The organism is Lysinibacillus telephonicus (assembly GCF_039654155.1).
Taxonomy (GTDB): Bacteria; Bacillota; Bacilli; order Bacillales_A; family Planococcaceae; genus Ureibacillus; species Ureibacillus telephonicus.
The window spans coordinates 597,441-613,506 of the sequence record NZ_CP155468.1; the positions used below are offsets into that span (position 1 = coordinate 597,441).

Here is a 16,066-nt window from a genome sequence, read left to right on the forward strand (position 1 = left end):
ACTACATACAGTGGAGGATTTTATTTTTTGAAATGAAAAGGAGATGTAATGATGCTTGACTCCATAACTTTCCAATTGGTAGCCATTGTAATGCTTGGTATTGTATCACAATGGATTGCATGGCGCTTCAAACTTCCAGCTATTGTCATTATGTCTCTGGTTGGATTGATTGTTGGTCCACTTTTACATTTATTCAATCCAGAAGAAAGCTTTGGCGAATTGTTTAATCCAATTATTTCACTCGCAGTTGCAATTATATTATTTGAAGGAAGTTTAAGCTTAGATATACGGGAAATTAAAGGGTTTCGCCGCTCGATATTTCGCATATCTACAGTAGGTTCTCTAATCACTTGGATTACCGGTTCCTTAGCAGCCCATTTTTTAGCCGGAATTTCTCTTGATGTTTCCTTTATTATTGGAGGGCTATTTATTGTAACAGGTCCTACTGTTATTATGCCTTTATTAAGGCAAGCTAAATTGAAGGAACGTCCCGCAACGATTTTGAAATGGGAAGGGATTGTAGTAGACCCATTTGGTGCATTAGTCGCTTTGTTTGCTATGGAGGCAGTTTTATGGGCGAATAAAATGATTACGGGAACATCATTACTCATGTTCTTTGGTGCCTCTGTTTTAACAGCTATAATCGGTATCGGTGCAGGTTATTTGCTTGGTCGATTATTAGAGCATGGGTATATTCCAGAATTTTTAAAATCACCGATTGTTTTAGTAAGTGTATTGTTGGTATTTGTTTTATCAGATGGGATTATGCATGAAACTGGGCTGCTTGCAGTAACAGCTATGGGGATTGTCATGGCAAACATGCATTTAACATCGTTTAGAGATTTACTGCACTTTAAAGAAAATATTTCAGTACTTATGATTTCAAGTATATTCATTATGCTCACTGCTTCATTATCAAACAATACATTAATGGATATTTTGAATTGGCGAATGTTGATATTCGTTTTAGCAATGTTGTTTATTGTAAGACCTTTATCAATCTGGCTTTCTACAATAGGGGTTGGATTAACAAAGCAAGAAAGAACGTTAATTGGTTGGATTGCTCCAAGAGGGATTGTTGCTCTTACAGTTTCTGGATTTTTTGCGGGTAGATTATCTGAGGCTGGCTTTCAAGATGCTGATATAATCACTGCTTTAACACTTGCACTTGTCTTTGCTACTGTACTTGCTCATGGATTTTCGATTAGTTGGTTGGCTAGAAAGCTTGGGCTTCAGGCTACTGAAGAAACTGGTGTTATGATTGTGGGGGGGAGTCCATTTAGTGCGATATTTGCTGAGGCAATCCAATCCTATAATAAACCAGTATTAATAATAGATCGATCATGGGGCGCACTTTCACAAGCGCGTCAACTTGGAATTAAAACAGAAGTAGGGGATATTTTAAGCGAACATACAGAATATCATGTGGATTTAACACCATATGAAATTTTAATAGCTGCTACAGAAGAAGATTCTTATAATGCTCTAATTTGCCAAAGGTTTGTTCCGGAACTTGGACGTGAGAATATTTTCCAAACACCAATACACACAGGTGATCCAAGTGATTATAGTAAGTCAATTGGTGGAAAGGCATTATTTGACCAGGATAATGATATTCATACTTTAAATCGTTATATTGATGAAGGTTATATGATCCGGAAAACACAATTAACAGAACAATATACGTTAGGGGATTTTCTTGAGGATGATAGCCATAAAACCATTCCACTTTTCGCAGTTGATAAAGATAATAATTTAGTGTTTTTATCTAATGCAAAGAAACGTGCATTTGAGCCAGGGACAACCATTGTTAGTTTAACTTCACCTACTCGTAAAATGGAAAAAGCACTTGAAAAAGCAAGTAATGTTGATATTCCGACAAAAGACTGAAATTTAAAAAATTGAAAATCGTTCCCTATTCGACATTTGCTGCATCTGTTACAATAACGAATGGAAATAGAAAAGTGGAGGATATACAACATGAAAATATTACTTGTAGACGGTACTGTTTTCGGCGAAAAAACAGGTGCCATTTTACGACAAGTGGAACAATATATTCAAGAATTCAATAAAGAGCTGGAACTTGAGATTTTATACTTTGCTGACTTACAGCATCAGATATTAGATGGAAGTCCCCTTAATGATGATATGAAAAAAATGATTCAAAAATTTGAAGAGGCAGATGGCTATATAATCGCTACGCCGATTTACCAAGCATCAATTCCAGGTGTGTTAAAAAATGCACTTGATATGATAAATCCAAAAGCAATGCGTTATAAACCAGTCTCCATGGTAGCGAACGGTGGCACATATCAACACCACTTAGTTGTAGAAAATCAGTTAAGACCTATTTTAGATTACTTCCGCTGCTTGGTTACACCAAACTACGTATATACACATGCTTCACATTTTGATAAAGAAAATAACATTATTGATGATGCCATTCTTCAGCGTTTACGTGAATTGGCAAGAGTGTTCGTTCAATATTGCAAACTAAGTGAACCACTATTAAAGGAACAGGTAGACAAGGATTGATTAACGGGAACGTCCTAAGAGAGGGCGTCCTGTTTTTTTTTATGGCTCTATAATATTTGTTGGGGTTTGAAAAAATTTCATAAATAAAAAAGCACGTAATCACCGATTTCTATATACTTGAATTGTCGAGAAACAAGCAATGAAAGGTGATACGTGCAAATGAATTTTAACATGAATATTCCAGGATTAAAAGGTGTAACTGTTCATAAGGTGGAGGAGATGGGGGAACGTATTGTTCTACACGTTTCCATACCAAAAAAAGAACATCAATGTCCAGCATGCAAGAATATAACATCAAAAGTCCATGATTATCGAATTCAAAAAATTAATCATTTAAAATGGTTTGAACGATTAACCGTCCTTTTTTATAAACGTCGTCGTTATGTATGCCAATGTGGGAAACGTTTTTCAGAAAAATCCCCTTTCGTGGATAAATATCAACGTTTCTCGAAAGAATGGAATCAAGTTGTACGAATCCGTTCAATAAAGGCAAAAACATTTAAAGAAGCAGCTGAAGTACTTGGTACATCAAGCTCAACAGTGATTCGTCGCTTTAAAGAAGTAGTAAAGGAACAATTAAATGAAGGGGTTCATTTACCAAAATGTATCGCGATTGATGAATATAAAGCAGATACCGATGCGGGAACTTATCAATTAATTATTGCCAATGCGGAAACACATGAACCAATTGATATTTTACCAAATCGTAGAAAAGAAACCATTAAGGATTACTTGATGAAATACGGTGCAGATGTAGAAATTGTGGTTATGGACATGAATCCAAGCTTTAAAGCAGCAGTTAGGAAGGCATTAAATCGCCCGATTATCATTGCGGATCGCTTCCATTATTGTCGTTATATTTACTGGGCACTAGATGAAGTACGTCGAAATGTTCAAAAAGAATGGCATGCATATGATCGAAAGAAATGTAAGAAAATGCGTCATGTACTATATAAACGATTTGATAAGTTAACAGAAACGAATCGTTGGTACTTAAATCGTTACATAGGAATGTCGAAGGAACTAAAGCAAGCCTATGAATTAAAAGAAGCTTACTGCGAATGGTTTGATTGGGCAAAAACTTCAAATGATTTGATAGAAATAAAAAAAAGATTAGAAGCCTTTTACCGAAAGGTAGAAAAAGCAAATATTCCGGCATTTTTAAAGGCTATTCAAACGCTAAAAAATTGGCAAGTTGAAATTTTAAATAGTTTAAGTTTTGGATATTCAAATGGTTTTTTAGAAGGAATTAATAATAAATCAAAAGTTTTGAAGCGCAATGCTTATGGTTTTAGAAGCTATGAACACTTTAAAGCGAAAATTTTATTAAATAATTTATATAAGAAAATTGGGGTTCATTTAGGATAATCGGGGTGCCGTGTAATATCACTTCACCCCAACATTTGACATAGAACCTTTTTTATTAAAATAAGACACCCCCGGTAGCTTAATTAGAAAATAGTTTAGCAATAAATGAAATGAAAAATTATCGAAAAAAAGCAGCAATTTATACGTATTGGTATTGAGTGAAAGACCTATGCTTAAGTCCGATTCCGTTTTAAAACACGCTTCTTCATTGATTGATGGGTCTTTCAAAAATGACTTCAAAATATGCAGCAGCACCATATCCTTTAGTTGGTGGAGCGAAAATTTGGACAAATCTCCATCCTTCTTTCCCATGTTCGATAATAATATCTTGATAATCATCTTTTGGATTATTACCCCAAAAATTAAGTTCAATTCTTACAAATTTATATTCATACATTTTTTATCTCTCCAATGTAGGTTGTATTAGTAGTTATACGTATTAAACAAGTTAATAGTTTCAGAAAAACGAGCGAATTTGTTGTCGCAATTTATATTTAGAATAAAACCGATGAATCGGTAAACAAACGATTAATTATAAAACCCTTCAAACCTAAAATTTTCTGGCTTGAAGGGTTTTTGTTATGAAGGGATTTTCCTACCAACTATCTTTAGTTGTATGAATAAAACGACAAGAATACAAATGAACAGTATAAAAACATTTGTAAATCCATTTAAAATACTTATCTGTTCCTCGATATTATCTAATGTTAACCATTTTGTCACAGGAACAATTGCTGAAAAATTAACGATGGAAATTCCGAGTGCAGTACCGACAACCATACCTAAATTGCGCAGCAGTGCAATGGTACCACCGATGCTTCCTAAAAATGCTGCTGGGATATTTTCCATTATTAAATCATAATTAGGGGAGGTTAAAAGCCCCATTGAAATTCCTAAAACAGCTAGTATAACAATTATTGTCCACATTGGTGAATCCATATTAAGAAATGCAAAGAAGGTAAATGCAGCAATCATAAATAAAAGTGCAATCTGAACAACTTTATAAGAACCTATTCTTGCAGATATTGCTCCGCTAATTGGGCCGAAGAAGGAAAGGAATAGCGGATATATCATTAGCAATAAGCCGGAAGCTGTAGTTGAATATTCTAATACTCCTCTTAAATAAAAGGGGAGAACAACGATTGTCGCAAAACACGCTGCATAGCTGCCAATAATAATACATGATCCAATCTTAACAATCGGATGTTTAAAAATAGAAAGCTCTATAAATGGGGAATGATAGCGCTTTATCCATCTAATAAAAGTGAAAAGACTAAGTAATCCAATACCTACGATTACAACTTGCTTTAAATGGAAGATACCTTCACCAATTTGACTTAAGACAAAGACGATAAGAGTAATTGAAAATGCGAATAATGATGCACCGATAAAATCAAATCGAATTTTGGTGCCTCTAGGGTCACTAGGAATAAAGTGAATCGCAACGATTAAGGCACATAGTACAAAAGGTAATTGAATCAAAAAAAGGGTGTTCCATGAAAACCAATTAATTAAAATTCCGCCAACAGGTGCTCCAAGCAACCCTCCAATTCCTACCGAAGTTCCAATTAACCCTAAAGCTTTTACTCTTTTTTCGGTGGGGACATTTTCTGTAATAATCACCATATTGACAGATTGCAGCATTGCGGCTCCAATTCCTTGTAAAATTCTTGATAGTAGTAAATAGATGATTGAATGAGACAAAAATGAAAAAAGTACACCAATGCCAAAAAAAATATACCCTGAGTTATGGATTGTTTTCCGTCCAAATTGGTCTGAAAGCTTTCCCATAATCGGCAGAAAAATCATTACACTTAATAAATAAGCAGTTACAATCCATTGAGAAAGACTTAGAGAAATTTGAAAATCGTTTGTAATATCAGTTAGCGCAATGTTCACTAGACCAGCGGAAAAATGGGATAAGAACGATCCTGGGATAACGGCTAATAAAATGGCAATCGTTGAAATTTCTGATGTTTTCCGATTTGGAATCATCGTTTCATACATTGCTGGATTTGAGCTGTTCTTCATTGTTTGCCTCCTTAACGACGAAACTAACTATGCAGGCGCAATGCAATTAAAGCTATTAATTTAGAGAAGGTCGTCCAATACTTTCAAATGATTGATTGGACAACCTTCTTGTATTTAAATTCGAATGAATGAAGTTTTATTGCTTTTTAATTCCTCGATAATTTCGTTTGATGTAGCTACTCTTCCGAAATGTGAATCTATGTTTTGTAATGCCGCTAAGTGGGCTTGTTCGGAATAAGCAGCACAACAATCCGAAATCATTGTGATATGATAATCCCTCATAAAGCCATCTCTTGCTGTACTGTCGACACATACATTTGTTGCCACTCCTGTAAAAAGTAAATTATTGATTCCAAAAGTTCTTAAAATGGAATCGAGTCGTGTATTATAAAACGCACTATATCGATGTTTGATAACAATCGTCTCAGTTTCAAGTGGGGCAACTACATGGAAATCTGCCCCCCAGGTATTTTTGCGGCATACTTGGTTATGTTCAACATTTTTTGTATTTCCTCTAGATACCCATGCTTCTGAATCAGTCGCATCTTCATGAATTGTTTGAATAAAAATAATTGGCAGATTTAATTCGCGAGCAGAGTGGATTAAATTTTGCAAATTGAGAATCATCTCTTTGACCATAGACGTATCTGCCCCTTGCTTGCCTAATGCACCATTTTGATCACAAAAATCATTTTGTACATCAACAACAATTAATGCTGTTTTTTGTAACGATAGAGAATTTATTTCATTCATAAAAACTTCCTCCTCATAGTTATTCTTTATTTACAAATTGCATATCGATTAATTCTTGATATACATAGCCATCAGTATAAATACCGGTTTTTTCTACAACATCAAATACTCTTTCAACAGATTCTTCACTAATGAAGCCATCCTCACTCCATAAATTATCTTCATAAGCACGGTCAAGGGCAGCTTGTAAGCTAGCTTCTTCTGTAGTAGGGAACTCTGCTTTTAATACTTCCATTGCTTTTTCTGGATTTTTTGCAACTAGCTCTAATCCTTTTACGATAGCGTCTACAAATGCTTGTACTGTTTCAGGGTCCTCATCAATAGTCGACTTTTTAACACTAATAACTGAATACGGATAGTCGCCTAAATCTGTAAATTTATAGAAAGGCTCATTCCAAATTCCTAAATCAAGTCCACTTTTTATTTGCGGTTCTGAGCCGTTTGCAATATCTGCCGCACCATTTTGAACCAATGAAACAACGGCAGCTGGGTCAGCGGGTTCTTCAAGCTTTACATCTGTTGACGGATCTAAACCAACCTCCATTAAGAGCCACCTAGTTAGTAGGTTTAAACTTCCACCATATCGACCTGCGGCAATTGTTTTTCCTTCAAAATATGATTTTAGTGTTGCTGGCTCTGTAGTTGGCTGGTAGTTTAGTTCAGTTGCTGCCATTAAGTAAACATTCGCGCGGTTAACGACGTTGACAACAGAAACAATTGGATCTGAGCTTCCGTTATTTGCCATTTGATTGGATTCTGGCCCTCCAATATTTCCCCAAGCTTCACCACTTACAACGGTTGTTACATGGGCGCCGCCAGTTGCAGTAATGATTTCAACATCTAATCCGGCTTCTTCAAAATATCCTTCATGGACTGCAGCGTAGAGTGGTAAGTAGCCGATGGAATGTACAGGTTCAGCAATGACTAATTTTTCCACTTCTTCTGATTGTGTTGAAGAGCATGCTGCTAAACTTAGAAGTAGAAAGAGAGATAATACACCAATTAATGATTTCTTTAGTTTCTTCATAGGATTTCCCCCTTTAAATATTGAAATTAGTTGCCTCTTGTTAATAGCTTTTCTAAGTAAACTGTTGCCACATACATTAGCGTTGATAGGATAGATAACGCAACAACACCGACCCAAACGAGATTCGTATCCATAATTTGACCAGCATATAAAATCATGCGGCCTACACCGTGTCTTGAGGCAATAAACTCTCCAACAATTGCACCGGCAAGAGCAAGTGCAATATTGATCTTTAAGCTACTAATAATCCAAGGCATAGAAGATGGGATTACAACTTTAGTGAACACTTGATGTTTTTTAGCACCTAAAGAGAAAAGTAGGTTTTCTAAATCATAATCTATTGCTTTCACACCGCTAAATGCAGCAAGTGCAGTAACGATAACAACCATTAAAAATGCGAGCATTACTTTTGAGCCAAATCCGATACCAAGTAAGATGACAAGAACAGGGGCAAGCGCCAATTTTGGAATCGAGTTAAACGCTACTAAATATGGTTCTGAGATGCGGGAGTAAAGAGGGGACCACCAAAATGAAAGACCAATACACGCTCCAATAATAGTGCCTAGAATAAAACCGATAATCGTGGAGCCAGACGTATAAACGATGTCAAACAAAAGTGTACCTTCAGTTAATGCAATCCAAGTCGTTTGAACAATGATGATCGGGCTACTCCAATAATAGGTATCTAAAATTCCAAAGCGAGTAAGCAACTCCCAAAGTACAATAATTCCTACTCCGAGTATTACTTGTCCTACTATTGTTGCTTGCTTCATCTTCTTTTTTATTTCTTCTTCATCTTTAATGACAACAGTTGAAACAGGTGCTGACTTTTGAAATAATGTTTTATCAGTTATAATTTCAGCAGAATTTTTCATAAAAAATTACCTCCTTTTAAAAAATCAATACAAACAGCCGTGGATTAGTTGACCTGATGTTTTATTAAACAATCTTTGAATCATTTTCTTCGTCTTTTAACAAATTCAATAAAAGTTGTTTTAATTCAACAAATTCTTTTGAGGCCATAGTTTCTTCGCTGCGATGTCTAGGTAAATTAACTGTTACTTTCGTTTTTAAACGACCAGGTCTAGGTGATAATACATAAATATCATCTGAGAGGTAAATTGCTTCATCAATATCATGTGTTACAAATAAAACGGTTTTCTTTAAATCCGTCCAGATTTGAAGCAACCAATTTTGCATGACTAAACGTGTTTGAGCATCGAGTGCACCAAATGGTTCGTCAAGCAAAATAATATCGGAATCGTATAATACTGTTCTAAGTAGAGCTGCACGTTGCTTCATACCACCAGATAATTCTCTTGGATAGTGCTTTTCAAATCCTTTAAGGCCATATTTGTGCATTAATGGAAGGGCCTTCGCTTCGCTTTCAGACTTTTTATATCCTTTTACTTCTAACCCTAAAATAACGTTTTCTAGAATTGTCCGCCAAGGAAGTAATAAGTCTTTTTGCAGCATGTATCCTACATGACCGTTCTCTCCAATAATATTTTTTTCATCAAGCAGCACCTGCCCCATAGTGGGTTTAATCAAACCTGCAATAATGTTGAACAGTGTAGACTTTCCACAACCACTTGGACCAATAATGCTAACAAAGCGTCCTTCTGGAATTTGAAGTGTGACATCCCGCAAAGCGATGAATTCTTTTCCATTCTTTTTAAAAATTTTTGTGTTATTTACTATTTCCAACTTAAATCGCCCTTCCATAATCGCCCTCTCCTTTATGTTAGTTTTTATAACATGATTAAAAGGTAACATAGCATGTTTTATTTTGAAAATCTTAATTTCAAATAAAATCTATTTGAAATTCAAATAATAAGTACAAAAAAATTGATTATTAGATACTTTAAGGTTATTTTTATGTTAATAAATATGACGCGAAGGGGTGGTGGAATGGATTTGAAACATTTAAAAAATTTTATGGTTATAGTTGAAGAAGATGTAAATATGTCCAAAGCAGCAAAACGGTTGCATATTTCACAGCCTCCTCTTAGTCAGCAAATGAAGATTATTGAAGAAACTCTTGGAATTGAGTTGTTTGAAAGAAGAGGAAGGAAGCTTGATTTAACTCCCCATGGCAAGATTTTATATGAACGAGTGAAGAAAATTATCAATTTATACGATGAAATGAAAACGGAAATGACTGAATTGGGAAAGGGGGTAAAAGGGCAAATAACATTAGCAGTATCTATTTTCTATAGTGCAATCTTTCAGTCTTCTATTTTATTTGAACGAATTAAACAGTTTTGCAGAGATTATCCGAATATAAAAATTAAAATTGTTCATACTGACGGCAATCAGCTTTTTACGAGAATGGATGCTAGAGAAATAGATTTAGTTATTCTTAATCTTCCAGTCGATGAAGGTGTCTTTGAATATATTCCTCTTGAAAAACAAGATTTTGTTTTTATAATGCCTGCTTCATGGGAATTAAATTTGCCATCATTTGAAATTCCTTTTAGGAAAATTGAGCAATTTCCTCTAATGTTACTTAAAAGAGATACCGGATATGGCCTTTATGAGAAAGTATTGGAACATTGTGAGCGTCATCAATTTACTCCGAACTTGGTTGTTGAAAGTAATAACATATTAACAATAATCGCTATGGTAGATGCGGGTATTGGCGCAACAATTTTACCACAATCCGTTCTAAAGCAGTTTCCAAATCAAAATTTAAAAGCATATCAATTTTCAGATACAAAGTTTTACTCTGAATCTATCCTTATGTGGCTCAAGGAGCGATATTTAACTGAAGCAACACAAATATTTCTAAATTATTTTGATAAACCAAATATAGTGAAAGAATTGAATAAAATAGAACAATCGATGAGAGTAGGAGATTTCTAGCCTTTTATGTATTTTATGTCTTGGAAGGGAAGAAGAAAATAAAAACCCCAAAAAATCAAAAGAATTTTGGGGTTCGTAGTATTTAAAAAGAAAGAGAACTATACATTTTATATTAACTAGGCCTGCACAGCTTCATTGTCATTTTTTGGAGAGACTAGAGCAAAGCGTTCCCATTTTCGACTTCTCCATCTAAATAAAACAATGATTGCACGAGTCCATTCATCAGCGGCGATTGCCAGCCAAACACCAACTAATCCCATATCTAAAACGAACACTAGAAGGTATCCTAGTGGAACGCTCATACAGACCATAGATAGGAATCCGATTTTAACAGGGAAGCGAGCATCTCCTGTAGCACGTAATGTATTAATAATTGTGATATTAATAGTACGCCCTGTTTCAAGTAATAGACTTAATACTAATACTGAAACACCGAACTTTATTACTTCTGGATTTGTTGTAAAAAGGCCTATCAGTTGTTCACGGAAAATTGTAACGAGTGAGGCCATTGCGATAGTAATAACAATTGCAATTCTTACACTAAACCATAACTGTTTGTAAGCCAGATCTTTTTCCCCTGAACCAACAAGGCGGCCGACGATAATGGATGTACCCATTCCGATTGCAATTGCAAATAGATAAGTAAACATTGAAATATTATTTGCGTATTGTCGGGCAGCTAATGCCTCTGCTCCAAGATACGTCACATAGTACAAGAAAATAATTTGACATAGTTGATACAAAATTTGTTCAAAGGCACTTGGTAAACCGATAGATAAAATTTTACGCACATACTCTTTTGAGAACGTAAAATAATATTCAAACTTGATTTTAATCTCCAACACTTGATATAAAAGCCAGAAGAAAATAAATACAGCAATTAATCGGCTAGCTACTGAAGAAATAGCTGCACCTTGTACTCCTAGCTCTGGTGCACCAAATGAACCGAAAATTAAAATATAGTTTCCGACTACATGAATCACATTCATTCCAAGTGATACGTACATTGTTTGTTTTGTCCAACCGTGTACACGAATAATTGCGGCTAGTGAGTTGATGATGGCTTGTAAAAAGAGACCTCCACCTACAATAATTAAATAGTGTTGTGCATGTTCAAGTACTGGTCCTTGCAAATTCATCATTACCATAAGCTGGTTGGCTGATAAAATAAAAACAGCAGACATAATAAGACCAACGCACAAATTTAGTGTTACTGCCAGCGCTGAAATTCTAGCTGCTTCAAAAAATCGGCGAGATCCAAGATATTGAGAGACAACAATTGCCGCACCGTTTCCGACAACTTCCAAAATTAATATTGCAATGTGTATATATTGATTAGCTGTCCCCACACCAGATACCGCGTCATCTGAAACCGCACTGAGCATAAAGGTATCAGCAAGACCCATCAACATAAATAAGAAAACCTCTAAAAAAATCGGCCAAGTTAAATGAAATAAACTTAACTTCTCTTGAGGTTTTTGAATTGTTTCGTTCATGATGTCCCTCTTTCTAAAGTATTTTAATAAGAAAATATATTACCATAAAAGTTATGAAAAAAGTGTGTAGTTAAAAAAATTGTTAAAATGAAAACGTTTTAAATTAAGGGAGGATGTAATGAGAATTATTTACTATAAAAACTTACTAAATAATTATAGAAATATAGCTTGTATTACAGGGGGAAACTTCCAATTAGAATAGTCGTTTATATTAATTGTATTAATTTAATTGGAGGTTACTTAATTGACATTAATATTTTTATTAGGCCTAATAGGGGTAGTGCTAATTTTATTTTTTAAATCATCTGTTGTCAGTTTTCTTGGAGAAAATAATAAATTTGGAATGGTACTAAAAAATACAAGTTGGTTTCAAAACTTTTGGATTTCGGGTCTCTTTTTATTTTTCATGAATGGACTTCTCTTTTTTCTAACTTGTTTAGTACTTTACATATTAATGGCCTTCTTAATTCCTTATGTTCATTTAATTGTAATGGCTGTTGCAGTGATTACAAGTCTTGTATTATGGAGCATAATCAACAAATCTTGGCAAGGTAAGAGAAAAGATCGTCTAAAAATGGCAGCGATAGGAAGCAGCTTTTATTTAATATTAACAGTAATTTTTCTTTACAAGTATGTAACGATCGAGCCATATTTTCCAGGTGATGATACATTTATGAGAGCGCTTGGATTATTCCTTGCTATTATGGTAACTTTTGTTGCATTTACTGCTTGTTTTGTAATTACAGGATTTTCCAAAGGCAAGGCACAAATACAGTTTCATGCATAAAGTATAATTCCCAGGCAAAGGTAGAAAATAACTTAGAAAAACTTAAGAATCCTTTACTGCGCATAGCCTTTATCCTTGTGATAATCGACAAAACTTACATGTTTGAGAACTAAGGGCTGTCGCTTATCCCCAAAAGTACTTTTTACGTCCATGTTGACACTAGTACGCCGAAATATCTGAACTAACAAGTTTTTTCGTTTTCGAGGGAAGGTAAAACGCGTCAATGAGCTGATAATTTAAATAAAGAGAAGAGGGACAACATGGGAATAGGATGGAATTTTGATAATAGCTATGCACGTCTACCAAACTCTTTTTACGCTAATGTAGAATTAAACCCTGTAAGTTTACCGAAGTTAATTAAATTAAATAAAACGTTAGCCGAAGATCTTGGATTAGACATTGATAAATTGCAAAGCGAAAAAGGTGTTGAAATACTTGCAGGTAATACTGCACCAGAAGGAGCACAGCCTCTAGCACAAGCATATGCGGGCCATCAATTTGGCCATTTTACAATGCTCGGGGATGGTCGAGCTTTGCTATATGGCGAGCAAATTACTCCAAAAGGTGAGCGATTTGATATTCAATTAAAAGGTTCAGGTCGTACACCTTTTTCTCGAGGCGGAGATGGTCGAGCTTCACTTGGTCCAATGCTGCGAGAATATATTATTAGTGAAGCAATGTATGCATTAGGTATACCAACTACACGTAGTTTAGCTGTTGTCACAACTGGCAATACAATTATTCGTGAAACAGAGTTGCCAGGAGCTATTTTAACGAGAGTTGCTTCAAGCCATATTCGAGTTGGAACATTCCAATACGTTGCGAATTGGGGAAGCTTTGAAGATCTACAGGTATTGGCTCACTATACAATTTTGCGTCACTACTCTTCAATTCCCAATAGTGATAACCGCTATCTTCGTTTACTTCAGGAAGTTATTAAGCGGCAAGCAGATTTAATTGCAAAATGGCAGCTTGTTGGTTTTATTCATGGTGTAATGAATACCGATAATATGACAATAAGTGGGGAAACAATTGATTACGGTCCGTGCGCCTTCATGGATACTTATGATCCTGCCACAGTATTTAGTTCGATTGATACTCATGGGCGGTATGCATATGGAAATCAGCCAATAATTGGAGGGTGGAATTTAGCCCGCTTTGCTGAATCACTCATTCCTCTTCTTCATGAAGATGAAGACCAAGCTCTTGAACTAGCCCAAAATGAAATATCGAAATATATGGGGTTATATGAAGATTATTGGCTTGCTGGAATGCGATCAAAGTTAGGGTTGTTTGATGAAGAAGAAGAGGATAAAAACCTAATCGATGCACTGCTTAATTTGATGCAACAATATAAAGCAGATTATACGAATACATTCCGGGCGTTAACACTTAATGAACTCGAGGATAGTCCATTTTATGGCAAGGAAGAATTCAATCAATGGTTTGAAAAATGGCAAGCAAGAATGGCGAGGCAGCAGCAATCTAAAGAAGATTCTATACAGTTGATGAAGGATAGCAATCCATCCGTTATTCCTCGCAATCATCGTGTTGAAGAGGCATTAGAAGCAGCGGTTGAAAAAGGTGATTTTAGTGTGATGGAGCAATTATTAAAAGTTCTATCCAACCCTTATGCATATTCAGCAGAGCAAGATGATTACTGCAAGCTTCCTGAGCCATCAAATATTCTGTATCGTACATTTTGCGGAACTTGATTTTAAATTAATTTTTTTATTGTATGATTCAATTGCACAATGGAAATAAAATAATATGTTGAAATATGATACTTTTCAAAGGAGAATAGCTCATGGAAAAAATTGAAGTAGGCGAGGTTTTCACAATTACAGACGACAATGAAGAGGAGTTAGAGGTAGAAGTATTAGCTTCGATAAATATTGAAGGAACAGAGTATGTTGCTGTGAGCTTTGTAGAAGATTTAAAAGAAGAAACGGAAGAAGATATTGACGTTTTCTTTTTGAAAGTTGACGATGAGGGCGACTTTAGTGCTATCGAAAGCGATGAGGAATTTGACAAAGTTTCCGCTGCCTTTGATGAAATAATGGAAGATGATGAATAATTTTTATACAATAAAAAGCGTTTCCAGTAGGAGACGCTTTTTTAGTGGGTAAAATTAAAAATTTACTACTAAACATTTATAATATTGCATAAAATAACTATTATGACTTATGGTGCAAAGACCAATATAATTGGACAAGCTGTTTCTCATACATAAAATGTTTTTTATAAAAATAAATGTGCTTCTCTGGATCAATATGCTCATAAAACTTAGCTAATGTACCATATAAACTTGTCAATTGAAGAAGTTGTGCCAAACGAGGATCCATAGTTTCTCTCCTTTTAATTATGTTATCAAAACAACATATGCAATATAGGTAGCAGTGCATAGGCAATAAACTACAATAATTTTTATTGATATATTCAATTACGGGAGAGCATCATACTAATAACTTTAGTATGATAAATTTTTTTATTTATAAAATACAGTATTATTTACATACCCTATATGGGTATCTTATAATGTGAATACCGAATGGAGGTTGGTGAAACTGGATAAAATAAACGACGAAAAATTCGAATTGGAATCATGCAGAAAAAGTCATCATCCAGAGCATGTTAAGAAAGATTTAACGACTCGTTTAAATCGAATCGAAGGTCAAATTCGCGGGATTAAAGGCATGGTTGAAAGAGATGTCTACTGCGATGATATCATCACTCAACTTGCGGCAACTCAATCAGCTTTAAATAGCGTAGCAAAAGTTCTGCTGCAAGGACATTTAAAAGGCTGCGTTGTTGACCGTTTAGCTGAAGGGGATGAAGAGGTGCTCGATGAATTATTAATAACTATTCAAAAACTAATGAGAAGATAAAAATAATAATTTTTTTTACAAAAAATATACCCCTGTATAGTATCTATTAAACTTAATTATAAAGGAGAATAAACTATGGAAAATGTAACACTAAACGTTAAAGGAATGTCTTGTGGCCATTGTGTAAAAGCTATTGAAGGAAGTGTTGGTTCATTACAAGGTGTTGAACAAGTAAAGATAAACTTAGAAGCTGGAAAAGTGAACATTGCATTTGATCATGATAAAGTAACATTAGATGAAATTAAAGAAACAATCGATGATCAAGGCTATGATGTAGTATAGTAACAGCCATTTTATATATTGAGCGAAAGAGTGC

At 34.8% G+C, this 16,066-nt stretch carries 17 protein-coding genes; 9 read left to right on the forward strand and 8 right to left on the reverse strand.

Features of this window, described 5'->3' with window-relative positions:
• Nucleotides 1-51 precede the first annotated feature (51 nt).
• The 3 genes from MKY04_RS02885 (at nt 52) to MKY04_RS02895 (ending at nt 3,903) form a co-directional block, all read left to right on the forward strand.
• Nucleotides 52-1,890 (forward strand): cation:proton antiporter, encoded by a 1,839-nt coding sequence (locus MKY04_RS02885; protein ID WP_126294312.1) that lies wholly within the window; start codon nt 52-54, stop codon nt 1,888-1,890.
• Between the two features lie 90 nt (nt 1,891-1,980).
• Nucleotides 1,981-2,535, forward strand: a complete 555-nt coding sequence (locus MKY04_RS02890; protein WP_126294311.1) for an NADPH-dependent FMN reductase — start codon at nt 1,981-1,983, stop codon at nt 2,533-2,535.
• A 153-nt stretch (nt 2,536-2,688) separates the two neighbouring features.
• Nucleotides 2,689-3,903, forward strand: a complete 1,215-nt coding sequence (locus MKY04_RS02895; RefSeq protein WP_346235277.1) for an ISL3 family transposase — start codon at nt 2,689-2,691, stop codon at nt 3,901-3,903.
• A gap of 205 nt (nt 3,904-4,108) precedes the next feature.
• On the opposite strand, the gene MKY04_RS02900 is transcribed toward MKY04_RS02895, so the two are convergent.
• From MKY04_RS02900 to MKY04_RS02925, 6 genes are all read right to left on the reverse strand, one after another.
• Entirely contained in the window at nt 4,109-4,300 is a 192-nt protein-coding gene (locus MKY04_RS02900; protein WP_126295271.1) for a DUF4177 domain-containing protein, read from the reverse strand.
• A gap of 182 nt (nt 4,301-4,482) precedes the next feature.
• Nucleotides 4,483-5,934: an MFS transporter gene (locus MKY04_RS02905; protein WP_126295270.1), complete on the reverse strand. Its 1,452-nt coding sequence runs from the start codon at nt 5,932-5,934 to the stop codon at nt 4,483-4,485.
• Nucleotides 5,935-6,048: 114 nt separating this feature from the next.
• The gene (locus MKY04_RS02910; protein ID WP_126295269.1) at nt 6,049-6,687 is read right to left on the reverse strand and encodes a cysteine hydrolase family protein; all 639 of its coding nucleotides are present in this window, start codon (nt 6,685-6,687) and stop codon (nt 6,049-6,051) included.
• A gap of 19 nt (nt 6,688-6,706) precedes the next feature.
• The gene (locus MKY04_RS02915) at nt 6,707-7,714 is read right to left on the reverse strand and encodes an ABC transporter substrate-binding protein (protein WP_126295268.1); all 1,008 of its coding nucleotides are present in this window, start codon (nt 7,712-7,714) and stop codon (nt 6,707-6,709) included.
• Between the two features lie 26 nt (nt 7,715-7,740).
• Nucleotides 7,741-8,487, reverse strand: a complete 747-nt coding sequence (locus MKY04_RS02920; RefSeq protein ID WP_410799423.1) for an ABC transporter permease — start codon at nt 8,485-8,487, stop codon at nt 7,741-7,743.
• A 166-nt stretch (nt 8,488-8,653) separates the two neighbouring features.
• Entirely contained in the window at nt 8,654-9,439 is a 786-nt protein-coding gene (locus MKY04_RS02925) for an ABC transporter ATP-binding protein (protein WP_126295266.1), read from the reverse strand.
• Between the two features lie 186 nt (nt 9,440-9,625).
• Between MKY04_RS02925 and MKY04_RS02930 the strand changes: the two genes are divergently transcribed.
• Nucleotides 9,626-10,579 carry a LysR family transcriptional regulator gene (locus tag MKY04_RS02930; protein ID WP_185807772.1) on the forward strand — a complete coding sequence of 318 codons (954 nt, stop codon included), beginning with the start codon at nt 9,626-9,628 and terminating at the stop codon, nt 10,577-10,579.
• Nucleotides 10,580-10,695: 116 nt separating this feature from the next.
• Here the strand turns inward: MKY04_RS02930 and MKY04_RS02935 are convergent, their stop codons facing one another.
• Entirely contained in the window at nt 10,696-12,075 is a 1,380-nt protein-coding gene (locus tag MKY04_RS02935) for an MATE family efflux transporter (RefSeq protein WP_126295264.1), read from the reverse strand.
• A gap of 244 nt (nt 12,076-12,319) precedes the next feature.
• Here MKY04_RS02935 and MKY04_RS02940 point away from each other — a divergent pair, with 244 nt between their 5' ends.
• From MKY04_RS02940 to MKY04_RS02950, 3 genes are all read left to right on the forward strand, one after another.
• Nucleotides 12,320-12,862: a hypothetical protein gene (locus MKY04_RS02940; RefSeq protein ID WP_126295263.1), complete on the forward strand. Its 543-nt coding sequence runs from the start codon at nt 12,320-12,322 to the stop codon at nt 12,860-12,862.
• Nucleotides 12,863-13,122: 260 nt separating this feature from the next.
• Nucleotides 13,123-14,577 (forward strand): protein adenylyltransferase SelO, encoded by a 1,455-nt coding sequence (locus MKY04_RS02945; protein WP_126295262.1) that lies wholly within the window; start codon nt 13,123-13,125, stop codon nt 14,575-14,577.
• Nucleotides 14,578-14,669: 92 nt separating this feature from the next.
• Nucleotides 14,670-14,939 (forward strand): DUF1292 domain-containing protein, encoded by a 270-nt coding sequence (locus MKY04_RS02950; protein ID WP_126295261.1) that lies wholly within the window; start codon nt 14,670-14,672, stop codon nt 14,937-14,939.
• A gap of 100 nt (nt 14,940-15,039) precedes the next feature.
• Here MKY04_RS02950 and MKY04_RS02955 read toward each other — a convergent pair whose 3' ends face one another.
• Nucleotides 15,040-15,207, reverse strand: a complete 168-nt coding sequence (locus tag MKY04_RS02955) for a hypothetical protein (RefSeq protein WP_346235278.1) — start codon at nt 15,205-15,207, stop codon at nt 15,040-15,042.
• Nucleotides 15,208-15,423: 216 nt separating this feature from the next.
• Between MKY04_RS02955 and MKY04_RS02960 the strand changes: the two genes are divergently transcribed.
• Both MKY04_RS02960 and copZ read left to right on the forward strand, forming a co-directional pair.
• The gene (locus tag MKY04_RS02960; protein ID WP_421664551.1) at nt 15,424-15,750 is read left to right on the forward strand and encodes a metal-sensing transcriptional repressor; all 327 of its coding nucleotides are present in this window, start codon (nt 15,424-15,426) and stop codon (nt 15,748-15,750) included.
• Nucleotides 15,751-15,825: 75 nt separating this feature from the next.
• Nucleotides 15,826-16,032, forward strand: coding sequence for a copper chaperone CopZ (gene copZ / locus MKY04_RS02965; RefSeq protein WP_126295260.1), 207 nt, complete (start codon nt 15,826-15,828; stop codon nt 16,030-16,032).
• Nucleotides 16,033-16,066: the final 34 nt, after the last annotated feature.